Genomic DNA, 12402 nt, shown 5'->3' on the forward strand with positions numbered 1-12402 from the left:
AGCGGTTTAATGTGTGGCATCGTTGCACTATTTTCAGATTACGGGCAAGTTTTAGAATCTTCTTTGAAACTTGGAATGAGTTGCTTAAAGCATCGAGGTCCAGATGGACAGAGATTTTAGCTTTCTCCCAACCGCCAAGTCGCTTTAGAACATGCCAGACTGAGTATTATCGATATTCATCATGGTGAACAGCCGATTTCTAACCAGAATGAAACGTTGCATATCATTTTCAATGGAGAGTTCTATGATTTTGAGCGGATCCAGGCTGACTTGCGCCAGTGGGGATACTCGTTAAAAACCAATTCAGATAGTGAGATTGCCCTTCTAAAAATACACCTCAGGATCGATGTACCTGTTGGTTGCTATCTCAGTGGTGGTATTGATTCCTCTACCGTATTAGGAATTGCAGCAAAACATAGTGCTAAACCGATTCGAGTATTTACCCTTGCCTTCGATCACAAAGCTTATAACGAAGAAACGCTTGCCTGTGAGACTTCATCCCATACAGGTGCTCATATCCATAGTAATGGTATTTGATGAGCTAGAGTAATAGAGAGTAATGGTATTTGATGAGCTAGGGGAATCGAGCATCGCAGGCAAATCGATGAACTGTCCTAAAAGCCTATCCGAAAACTTGAATCGACCGTATAGGAATACATACACAAGTTAGATTCAGAAATGCTAAGTAGTTTTCTAGTTTCTTCTCCACTGTATCAGCAAGCGATGAATTCGATTCATCCAAGAATGTGCTAGTTTAACGACCCAATGCCTTGCTCGATAGTTTAGAACGTGATGAATAATTCGTTTACTTTGATCTCTTGGTGGAATATGTCCAACATATCCCCAAACTGTAACAATACCTAATATTTCCTCATAATCATATCCTTTATCTAAACATAGATTCCTCAATTGCCATGGTTCAGGATCTGGTGGAATCATTCTCTGTCCTTCCAGTGTCACTTCTGTCAGTTTCATGTTACGTCAATTCGTACCTGCAATTATGAGGGCTATTGGTACTCCATGACTATTAGTGATAACACTGCACTTAGTGTCTGATTTGCCCTGATCTGTAGGGTTTGCATCCGTTTCTTTTCCCCAGCGGAGCTTTCATCATTACTCTGTCCATTGCCATCCATTCCCAGTCAATCCTATCGGATAGGCTGTTACTCCTTCACTGGTAAGCTGGAGGAGCTAATGATTTCATATTGCTGCAAGTGTTTAATAGGAAATAATTGTCTCGCCGTTTCAATCAATAATGCAGCACTTTCCTCAGAAGAAAGACCTGATACATTAACCGAATAGATGGGAACATCTCGGCGTTTTAAATCATAAACATAGGTCCTGTCATAATAATTCAGAACAATCTCAATCGCCGCCGCCAGATTACCCTGAGCAATAAGGTTTACGGCTTCCTGGGTGCGATCGCTCCCCAGTCGTTTGCGTAATCGCTCAGTGGCAACTATCAGTTCATTCCGATCAATAGAACCGTAATCTTTTAGCAGCAGAGAAATTCGCTCATCCCGCGATCGCTCCACCTGCAGAACGGGAGCCATCATCATTTGCCTGAACAACTCATCTGCAATCCGGCAGGTTCCCACCATGCGACTTTCTGCTTCAACCCACACTGGGCGATCGGGCCTGAGCATTACCCACTCCATTGCAGTCACATTTTCAAACTGTTCTGTACTGGGCTGGGGCGGCAGTCCTAAATTTCCATAGCTGCTACCCCGGTGATGGGCATATTTTTCCAGGTCCAGAATTTGCTCCCCCTGAGCTGCCAGAGCATGCAAAATTGCTGTCTTGCCAGTCCCGGTCATGCCGCCCAGAGTGAGAATGGGTTTGGGCGTTGCCAGCGTTTCTCGCACCCAATGGCGAAACCCTTTGTAGCCCTTATCCAGAACAAACACACGAAATCCAGCTGTTTCCATTAGCCAGGCCATGCTGCCACTACGCATGCCTCCCCGCCAGCAATGAATCCGCAGGATCCGATCCGGGGCAAGCTGTTTGGCCTGAGCGACAAACGGGGCCAGTTTGGGACCGGCGATCGCCAGGCCAATTTCAATTGCCTCATCCCGTCCCTTTTGCTTGTAACAAGTTCCCACCACTGCTCGTTCTTCATTCGTGAACAACGGAAAGCTGATGGCTCCTGGAATGTGTCCCTGCTGGTACTCTGCTGGACTCCGCACATCCAGAATAATTCCAGGGGCAGTAAGGAAATCAGCAGTAGCGAGAATAGTGGGCATTACTATTTATAAACATTGCTATTTAACTGAGAAACACAATCAAGTACCATCAAAGCTGAAGCAATACTTCTCGGTTAAAGGAGCACGGATAGGGGACGGAGGTGAAAGCAGAGATATTTCGGACTCCACCTTTATTATCTTGCCCTTAACCAAAAGGTATATAGGTTCTTCTGAGAGTTTGATGATAAGCAAATCTTATCATCAAAAGCAAAATCAATATTCCATGGATTTTGAAATCAATATTCCATGGATTTTGGTTGGTATGAAAGAGTAGCGTAAGCTACTTTCACTGGTAAACCGGGGAACCGGTATTCAAAGTCAAGGAGTTATTCAGGGGGGACGATGGTGCAGGAATTTAGGAGGAGTGATTACTGAATCAAATGTAAATTCTTGGCGAGTTAGGCGATAAGCTATAAATTAAGTAATAGGTATTATTGCTTATTTGTGTGAGTCGTTTACAGCGAACTGTTCCGGCAGCGCTTACACTCTCGTTCCCCCCCCCTTGTCCACCAATCGACCCGTTGTTGAGTAGAGGAAGTCATGGCTGTTGCAACCACTCAATCGTTAGAGGAACTGTGTATTAATTCCATCCGCTTTCTGGCAATTGACGCTGTTGAAAAGGCGAAGTCGGGTCACCCCGGTCTGCCAATGGGCGCGGCTCCTATGGCATTTGTCCTGTGGGACAAATTTATGCGGATTAACCCCAAAAATCCCAGGTGGTTTAACCGCGATCGCTTCGTGCTATCGGCAGGTCATGGCTGCATGTTGCAATACGCCCTGATGTACCTCACAGGCTATGACAGCGTGACGCTGGATGAAATCAAAAATTTCCGGCAATGGGGTTCGCGCACCCCAGGTCACCCTGAAAACTTTGAAACTGAAGGCATTGAAGTGACCACCGGACCACTTGGACAGGGGATTGCTAATGCTGTGGGGTTGGCGATCGCCGAAGCCCATCTAGCTGCAAAGTTTAACAAGCCAGATATCACCCTGGTGGACCACTACACTTATGTGATCTTGGGCGATGGCTGCAATATGGAAGGCATTTCCGGTGAAGCCTGCTCTCTGGCTGGTCATCTGGGGTTGGGTAAACTCATCGCCCTCTATGATGACAACCACATCTCCATCGACGGTTCCACCGACATTGCCTTTACCGAAGATGTAGGCAAACGGTTTGAAGCCTATGGCTGGCATGTACAGCATGTAGCTGATGGCAATACGGATTTAGATGGGATCGCGAAGGCGATCGAAGCGGCAAAAGCGGTTACCGATAAACCTTCCCTGATTAAGGTGACCACCACCATTGGCTACGGTTCTCCCAACAAAGCCAACACTGCTGGAGTTCATGGGGCAGCCCTGGGCGAGGATGAAGTCAAATTAACTCGTGAAAATTTGGGCTGGAACTACGACCCGTTTGTGGTACCCGAAAATGCCTTGGCCCACATGCGCCAGACCGTTGAACGGGGTGCCAATTTGGAAGCTGAGTGGAATGAAACCTGGGCTCAGTATAAAACTCGCTATCCCCAGGAAGCGGCAGAATTTGAACGGTTGCTAAGCGGCAAACTGCCCGAAGGTTGGGACAAAGTTTTGCCTACCTACAAACCGGAAGATAAGGCAGTGGCCTCTCGGAAGCACTCTGAAATTTGCTTGAATGCTCTGGCTCCGGTACTGCCAGAATTGTTCGGTGGCTCCGCTGACCTGACCCACTCCAACCTGACGGAACTGAAAGGGTTTGGCGACTTTCAAAAGGGGCAATACCAGAACCGTAACCTCCGCTTTGGGGTGCGGGAACACGGCATGGGAGCGATTTGTAACGGAATTGCGCTGCATGGTTCTGGTTTGATTCCTTACGGCGCGACCTTCCTGGTCTTCACCGACTACATGCGGGCAGCAATTCGCCTGTCAGCCCTGTCCCACTGCGGGGTGATCTGGGTCATGACCCACGACTCCGTTGCACTGGGTGAAGATGGTCCTACCCACCAGCCTGTGGAAACAATTGCCTCACTACGGGCCATTCCCCAATTGACGGTGATTCGCCCGGCAGATGGCACCGAAACCTCAGGGGCTTATAAGGTGGCGATTGAAAATGCCAATCGGCACCGCCCAACCCTGCTGGCCCTGTCCCGGCAAAACCTGCCCAATTTAGCGGGCAGTTCCATCGAAGGTGTTGCTAAGGGAGCCTACCCCGTAGTGGACTGTGAAGGAACCCCCGATTTGATCCTGATTGGGACGGGTTCTGAGGTTGCCCTTTGCGTAAAAGCCGCCGAACAGTTGACCAGTGAAGGCAAGAAAGTGCGGGTGGTCTCCATGCCATCCTGGGAACTGTTTGAGGCCCAGGATGCGGCCTATCGGGAATCCGTTCTACCCAAAGCTGTGACTAAGCGCTTAGCCGTAGAGGCGGGCACCTCCTTTGGCTGGTGTAAGTATGTGGGGACGGAGGGTGACACCCTGAGTATCGATCGCTTTGGCGCATCCGCTCCTGGTAATGTTTGCATGGAGAAATTTGGTTACACCGTCGAGAATGTAGTCGCAAAGGCTAAGGCGTTGCTTAGTTAGTGCTTTTGGCGACATTTCCTGTAAGTAAATCCATCCTGTTTCTGTGATGGCAAAGGCTCTCCATCGGTGAGAGCCTTTGCTTTTGCTCATTACTTAACCAGGCGAAATAGATTTCTCTCTGAGAAAATTAGAAAACTGTTACCATAGCACCTCACTAGAAATCAAAAATGTGTCGGTGTATACTCATAAAACTCCATGGAGTAAAGTCCGGAAAGCGCAAGGACCGTGCTTAAAGCCTATCTTGAAGATGCTTTAACTGGAGGATGCTTAAATCAAGCATTACTTCTGGAGTTAAGTGATCTGGAACATCTGGCTTCATGGCGATGTCTCCTAGATCGCTTAAGATCGCTTAGACCTTTGAACTCGTTTAGACACGCTAACGGCTAAGTTAATGCTTGTGCTACCGTCCAAAGGTTCTGTTGAAACTCAGGTGTGAGGAAGAGAAAATTTATGAACTCAAACGCGATTTGGAAGTCCTTACTGGCGACTCCGACTTTTCTTGGTGCCGTTCTTGTCGCCTCTGCGATCGCCACTCCCACTGGCTCCGCCCATGCCAATGAACCCACCACTTCGGTTAGCTCACTCGAAGTGGCGAGTGAAGACCCAGGAGCCCTGGATCAGGTGACCTCAGTCTCTCAACTGACTGACGTTAGACCCACTGACTGGGCATTCCAGGCCCTGCAATCTCTGGTTGAGCGTTACGGCTGTATCGTCGGCTATCCCGATCGCACCTACCGGGGCAACCGGGCCCTCAGCCGTTACGAGTTTGCCGCCGGGGTCAACGCCTGTATGGACCGGATCAGCGAGTTGCTGGCTGCGGCTACGGCTGACCTGGTGAGAAAAGAAGACCTGCTGGCCCTGCAAAAGCTGCAAGAAGAGTTTGCGGCTGAGCTGGCTGTCCTGCGCGGTCGGGTAGATCAACTGGAAGTTCGGACCGCAACGCTGGAAAAACAGCAGTTTTCCACCACAACCAAGCTGAGAGGAGAGGTCATTTTCGCAGTGGCCGATACGTTTGGTGACAGAGCTGGTGGAAACAGTGATGATACACAGGCTATTTTTGGCAACCGTGTCCGACTTAGCTTAGCCACCAGTTTCACGGGCAAAGACCTGTTGTTGACCCGTCTGAACACCGGCAACATCCCAAACTTTACCGGCACGACTGGCACCAACATGACCCGTCTGTCGTTTGATGAACCCCTTGATAATTCTGTCCAGGTCGATAAGCTTTATTACCGTTTCCCGGTGGGAGACAAACTCCGGATTCAAATTGACGCATCGAAGCAAGAGTTCTACGAGGGGTTAGTGAATCCCTTAAGTCCCATCGCCAGCAGTGGTCTGGGTGCTGTCTCCCGCTTTGGACGGTTTAACCCAATCTTCCGCTCCGGGGGGTCAACCGCAGGCGGTTCTGCGGGTGCAACCTTTGACTACAAATTCAGTGAATCCTTCTCGCTCCAGGGCGGTTATGTGGGCGATGTCGCCAGTGGCAATCCCCTCTCATCCAATGGTCTGTTTAACGGCGGCAATACCTTCATGGGTCAGTTGTTGTTTACACCGGGTAATTTCTCGGCTGGGCTAACCTATGCTCACTCCTACTATCCCGGAAACGATGTAAACGTTACCGGGAGTACGGGGAGCGTGTTTGCGATCAGACCCTTTGGTGCCGTCGCTACTACCGTAGACTCTTTTGCGGGACAACTCCAGTACAAGTTTAGCTCTAGCTTTGTTTTGGGTGGCTGGTTTGGCTACCAGAAAGCCCATCAAAGAAGCAACAGTAATGATGCAACCGTCATCAACTGGGCGGGTTACCTGGCCTTCCCCGATTTGGGCAAAAAGGGTAATCTGGGTGCCATTCTTGTCGGGATGCCTCCCAAGGTTACAGATAACGATATTGGGGCGCGGGAAGATGATGACACCACGATCCATGTAGAGGCCCTTTACCGCTTCCGGATCAACGACAACATTTACATCACCCCTGGAATGTTTGTGCTCTTTAATCCGGAGCATAACAATGGCAACGATACCCAATTTGTTGGAACAATTCGAACCACCTTTACGTTCTAGTTCTTAGGAACCGACTGTAACTTTGGTAGAGCCCCAGATTTCTGGGGCTTTTTTTGTTGGAATTTCAAATCCTGCAAAACCCTAGTGGGGAACCGTAGTATAATAGGAAAATCGCGATCGCTAACCCATCATTTATTTTTGCCCGTGGAACTTTCCTGTAAGAACGAGTACGCCCTCCTGGCACTCATCGAACTGGCAGCCAACTACAGCAGCGGTGAGCCTCTCCAAATTCGGCAAATTTCGGCTCAACAACAGATTCCCGATCGTTACCTGGAACAGTTGTTAGCTACCCTTAGACGCTGCGGTTTAGTCCGTTCCCAGCGGGGTGCCAAAGGTGGCTACATCCTGGCACGGGAACCCTGGAAAATCAACCTTCTGGAAGTTATGACCTGTCTGGATGGTTCCGATGCCCAGCCGCTTGAGAAAAATAGCTCCCCTAAGACCGTTGAAGGAACGATCATTTGCGAGATCTGGCAAGAGGCTCATGAAGCGGCCAATGCAGTTCTTCAGCGCTATACGCTGCAAGACCTCTGTGAAAAAAGAGACGCCAGACAACAACTCGATATCATGTACTACATCTAACACTATGCAGATCGCTCATAACATTACGGAACTAATTGGCCGCACACCTTTGGTGCAACTGAACCGGATTCCATCGGCAGAGGGCTGTGTTGCGCGGATTGTTGCCAAGCTAGAAGGAATGAACCCTTCGGCTTCTGTTAAAGATCGGATTGGCATCAGCATGATTAATGCAGCAGAGCGGGAAGGGTTGATTACCCCAGGGAAGACCGTTCTGGTTGAGCCCACCTCTGGCAATACGGGGATTGCTCTTGCTATGGCCGCTGCCGCCAAGGGCTACCGTCTTATTTTGACCATGCCAGAAACCATGAGTGCAGAACGGCGGGCTATGCTAAGAGCCTATGGGGCTGAATTAGAACTAACGCCCGGTATTGAAGGTATGAGCGGCTGTATTCAACGGGCGCAGCAAATCGTGGATACACTGCCAAATGCCTACATGCTGCAACAGTTTCGTAACCCGGCAAACCCCCAAATTCACCGGGAAACCACCGCAGAAGAAATTTGGGAAGATACGGAGGGTCAGGTGGATATAGTGATTGCTGGTGTTGGCACGGGGGGCACCATTACCGGGGTAGCTGAAGTGATCAAGCCGCGCAAGCCAGAATTTAAGGCGATCGCCGTTGAGCCCATCAACAGCCCAGTACTCTCCGGCGGGCGTCCCGGACCTCACAAAATTCAGGGGATTGGAGCCGGGTTTATTCCCCCTGTTTTAAATGTGAATTTGATCGATGAAGTGATTACCGTTTCCGATGAAGACGCGATCGCCTACGGACGTCGCCTTGCCCGTGAAGAAGGATTACTGTCTGGCATCTCCAGCGGGGCTGCTCTCTATGCCGCTATCCAGGTTGCCCGCCGTCCCGAAAATGACGGCAAACTAATCGTCATGATCCAGCCCAGCTTTGGCGAACGCTATTTAAGCACCCCACTCTTCCAGGAACCAGAGCTAATGGTGCCAGGAGGCTAATAGCGCTAGAATAATTCCATGGCTATTTTTGACCACTATCGCACCCTTAATGTCAGTCCAACAGCGACTCAAGAGGAGATCAAGCGAGCATACCGTCGCTTAGCCAAACAGTTTCACCCCGATAGCAACTGTGAAACTGCGAGCCATGACAGTATTGCCAAAGTTAATGCAGCCTACGAAGTTTTGGGCGATCCCGAAAGCCGTCGCTCCTACGATCAACAGCAGCAGTATTATTCTCAACTGGAAGCCACTGGGTTTGGGGTGGATAGAACTACACGGGAACAGCGAACAGCAGCGGCGCAGGCACATTATCGTAATCAGCGGACATCCCAGCAGGCCGATGAACAGCTTCATCTCTGGCTAAGTCAGATTTATACTCCTGTTAGTCGAGTAATTCAGCAAATTTTGAAGCCGTTACAAGAACAGATTGATGATCTATCGGCTGATCCATTTGATGATGAATTGATGGAAGACTTTCAACTTTATCTGGAGGATTGCCGTGAGTTGTTGAGTCGGGCTGAAGCAATTTTTCATTCTCTACCCAATCCTCCCAACGTAGCGGGCGTCGCGGCCAGTCTCTACTACTGCCTGAATCAGGTTGCTGATGGAATTGAGCAGCTGGAGTTTTATACCCTCAACTATGACGACCATTACCTGCATATGGGTCAGGAACTCTTCAGAATTGCCGCAGGGCTTCGCCGAGAAGCACAGGTGGGTGTGAAAGAAGTTGCTTGATCAATAGTTTGAGGGTTTCTTGGAAGAGATTTTTGCGTCAACAAAGTGTCTTATACTTTCTCTCTCCTTTGTCAATATCAGGTACAGCAGTAGGTGTCTGGTTGAGGACAACCAGGAGATGGAGTAGGACTTAGAGAGCCAGGAGCTAAGCAGTAGTCGTCAGCTATATAGCTAAAAAAGTTTTGAGTTTTCATCTCACCTCTCTAACAACTTTAGCTGTTGTCAGATTGCTTATTAGATTGCTTAAGAAATTGGTTTTAAGGGGGATGTAGGCAGGCAAGCAGGCGCGATCGCTCTACATCTCTGAATAAAACCCATTTACACAATTTGTCTCAAGTAAGAGTTAACAAAGAGATCACTATTCTTTAACGTAGTCAAGGTAAATTCATGGGGCATATAAAAACTTATGAAGCATCTTGAAACGGTGACTGTTGTTCTAATACAGAATCTGTCTGGCAAACTAAGTAGACAACCATAATCACCTGTAAGGGGGGAAATGGGGGTTGCGCCATCAGCAGGCGGGGGTTTTCCCCTTTCCACCTCTAAAAGCATCCTCAATGTAATTGCGTCTGGTTACTTACTTTATTAGCTTTATTAGCATTCACAAACTACTTGTAAACAAGGGGGGTGAAACCTCTAAACTCCATTCAATTTCAAGCAGAATCGCTGAACCTTCACATAAGAACGAATGCCCGTTCGCCCTCTACTCAGTTCAGTAAAGTTACCAGACATGTAAAAGTTACCAGACATGTAAATATAAAATAAATTTTTTCTTCTTCTTCCTACCCCTCTCTACCTCTTCCTCAGAATATGACTCTTAACCGCAGGCATTTTCTTCTGTTTCTGGGCGCAACGGTTGGTGCAGCTGCCTGTAGCGTTTTCCAGGAAAAACAACCACAGACACCGGGTGGTAGTGTTGTGAAACTGGCATTCCAACCCATCAAAGGTCCCATGCCTCTGCCAACCAGTGGTGTGCCAGTTGCCCAGCAGGTTGCTGAATTTGGCAACTATGAAGTGGTGGATGACCTGGTGTTACCAGAGGGATTTACCTACAGCGTAATTGCGTCCTGGGGCGATCGCGTGGGCGATTCTCGCTTTGGCTACAACAACGATTACCTTTCATTCATTCCAACAGGGAAAGATGAGGGACTACTGGCCATTAACTTTGAGTACATTAGCGCCATCCCCTGGCTTCAGACCTATGAACAGGTGATTGGTAAGTCATTGCCGTTGAAGGAAGTGCAGGCTGCGGTTGAAAAGGCGGTTAAAGCGACCAAAGGCGATCAGCCTGCGGGGTTAAATGCCTTTGCATTGAAGGATAACGATCCCATCAAGGCAAAGGTTGCCCAGATTTGTAAAGAAGCCCTGATTGACCAGGGAGTGGGCATAATTGCCATTCGACGAGGAGCGAACGGACAGTGGGAACGAACGAATTCTAAAAGCGATCGCCGCATTACAGGCATCTCTGGCCTGGAAGATGGACGCTACCTGAAAACAACTGGACCGGCGGTTGCTATTTTCCGCAAAACGAGTGGGCAAGGTTATATCGACAAACTTGGTGACAAAATCATTGGTACGATTCAAAACTGTGCTGGTGGCACCACCCCCTGGGGAACAGTGTTGAGTGCAGAAGAAAATTTCCAGGGTCAGGTGCCCGAACTGGTTTACGCCGATGGGACATCGTTTGACCCTAAGGAATGCCCGTTCAGGATTACAGACGAAGAGTTGAGTGGACTAGGAAATGTTTTTGGGCTGGCGGGCAACAAATATGGCTGGATAGTGGAGTATGATCCAGCTAATCCAACGGATACGGGCACTAAACATACCTGGCTGGGACGCTATCGCCATGAAGCGGTTGGAGTGCGCGTGGTTGAAGGAAAGCCCCTGGCATTTTATTCCGGGTGCGATCGCCAGGGAGGCCACCTCTACAAATTTGTCAGCAAAGGCACTGTCACAAACCCGAAAGACAAAGCCAACTCCAGGCTCCTGCATGATGGCATGCTCTATGTTGCCCAATTCAGACCAGGGGGTACTGGCCGTTGGATTCCTCTGAAAACTAGCACTCCCATAGACCCCACCCCTCCCAGCTTTTTAAGTGGAGTCATGCTTCTCCTGCCTCAACGGCCCGAAGGTGGTGTCTTCAAAGCCAATGAAGATGAACAGGTCGAAGCTTTTAAGAAAAAATTTAAGACCCTCGGCGATCTCTACACAGGCAATGAGCAAGAAAAACAGGGGGCGATTCTGATCGATGCTCACTACGCTGCCAATGCGGTGGGTGCAACCTGCACTGCCCGCCCCGAAGATACGGATATTGGGCCGGATGGTTCTCTGTTTATCGCCTTCACATCCGGTAGCGTCGGCAAGGAGGTCGGCAGCCCTGATATTCGAATTTTTAAGGGACCCAATGGCAATACCGCCTACGAATTTGGCTGGATTATGCACCTGACAGAAGATGGCGATGACCCGGCGGCTGTGTCGTTTCGCTGGGAAATGATGGCAACGGGTGGAGAGCCCGCCAGTGGTGGGTTAGGATTCGCCAACCCTGATAACCTGGCCTTTGACCCTAGCGGTAATCTCTGGATGGTGACGGACATGTCCTCGAGTAAAATGAATCAGGCAGTCCCCGAAAAGCGGATTGAGAAAACTGGCAAAACAGTGAGTCAGTCCAGTTTACGTGGTATTTTTGGTAACAATTCCATCTGGTACATCCCGTTATCAGGCGAGGGGGCAGGTCAGGCCTTTTTATTTGGTATGGGGCCAATCGATTGTGAAATTACGGGACCGTGTTTTACACCGGACGCAACAACCCTCTTTTTAGCGGTTCAGCATCCAGGCGAAGTGAATGGAATCCGTAAGGATATGGCAGCGGAAACTCGCCAGTTTGCCATGCGCACCACGGAGGGCCAGGAGTTTCTGCAAACCCGCAAGGTACCGATTGGTTCTAACTGGCCTGGTAAACAACCCAATGACCCACCCAAACCATCAGTGGTGGTTGTGTATCGCCAAGGGAATGGGGCGATCGCATAGCTTTTTTCCCAAATTTTTGTCACTTCCGTGGAATTATTGCTAACATGCTGCTGCGAGGAGCTAAAACAGGCGAATTGAATACCTTCGTCTCCCCGATTCATTCAATTTTCTAAGTTTTGGTGCCTGTCAGTATACTTCTTGACAGAATGTGGTATTAACCAGAAGGGTCAGGACCCATGGTAGGTATAAATTGCAACGAACAATGCTTTTTATCCCTGGCACCGGACAGATCCTGAC

General features: G+C 49.2%; 8 protein-coding genes and 1 pseudogene. 8 read left to right on the forward strand and 1 reads right to left on the reverse strand.

Annotated elements, in window-relative coordinates:
• Positions 1–144: 144 nt before the first annotated feature.
• Together P4D80_RS01960 and P4D80_RS01965 are read left to right on the forward strand one after the other, a co-directional pair.
• Positions 145–312, forward strand: a pseudogene (locus tag P4D80_RS01960) (hypothetical protein); the annotation flags it as partial.
• Positions 313–330: 18 nt separating this feature from the next.
• Positions 331–537: an asparagine synthase-related protein gene (locus P4D80_RS01965; protein WP_421659613.1), complete on the forward strand. Its 207-nt coding sequence runs from the start codon at positions 331–333 to the stop codon at positions 535–537.
• Positions 538–1163: 626 nt separating this feature from the next.
• Here the strand turns inward: P4D80_RS01965 and mnmH are convergent.
• Positions 1164–2243 carry a tRNA 2-selenouridine(34) synthase MnmH gene (gene mnmH / locus P4D80_RS01970; RefSeq protein ID WP_421657175.1) on the reverse strand — a complete coding sequence of 360 codons (1080 nt, stop codon included), beginning with the start codon at positions 2241–2243 and terminating at the stop codon, positions 1164–1166.
• Positions 2244–2783: 540 nt separating this feature from the next.
• On the opposite strand from mnmH, the gene tkt reads away from it, so the two are divergent.
• The 6 genes from tkt to P4D80_RS02000 all read left to right on the forward strand — a co-directional run bounded on the left by tkt (position 2784) and on the right by P4D80_RS02000 (position 12165).
• Entirely contained in the window at positions 2784–4799 is a 2016-nt protein-coding gene (gene tkt / locus P4D80_RS01975) for a transketolase (RefSeq protein WP_421657176.1), read from the forward strand.
• 450 nt (positions 4800–5249) lie between these two features.
• Positions 5250–6860 (forward strand): iron uptake porin, encoded by a 1611-nt coding sequence (locus P4D80_RS01980; RefSeq protein WP_421657178.1) that lies wholly within the window; start codon positions 5250–5252, stop codon positions 6858–6860.
• A 144-nt stretch (positions 6861–7004) separates the two neighbouring features.
• Positions 7005–7442 carry an RrF2 family transcriptional regulator gene (locus P4D80_RS01985; protein ID WP_421657179.1) on the forward strand — a complete coding sequence of 146 codons (438 nt, stop codon included), beginning with the start codon at positions 7005–7007 and terminating at the stop codon, positions 7440–7442.
• Between the two features lie 4 nt (positions 7443–7446).
• Complete coding sequence (cysK, locus tag P4D80_RS01990) at positions 7447–8403, forward strand: cysteine synthase A (RefSeq protein ID WP_421657180.1); 957 nt, start codon at positions 7447–7449, stop codon at positions 8401–8403.
• An 18-nt stretch (positions 8404–8421) separates the two neighbouring features.
• Positions 8422–9138, forward strand: a complete 717-nt coding sequence (locus tag P4D80_RS01995) for a J domain-containing protein (protein WP_421657181.1) — start codon at positions 8422–8424, stop codon at positions 9136–9138.
• A gap of 810 nt (positions 9139–9948) precedes the next feature.
• Positions 9949–12165 (forward strand): PhoX family protein, encoded by a 2217-nt coding sequence (locus P4D80_RS02000; protein ID WP_421657182.1) that lies wholly within the window; start codon positions 9949–9951, stop codon positions 12163–12165.
• Positions 12166–12402 lie beyond the last annotated feature (237 nt).

The organism is Leptothermofonsia sp. ETS-13 (assembly GCF_049200465.1).
GTDB lineage: Bacteria > Cyanobacteriota > Cyanobacteriia > Leptolyngbyales > Leptolyngbyaceae > Leptothermofonsia.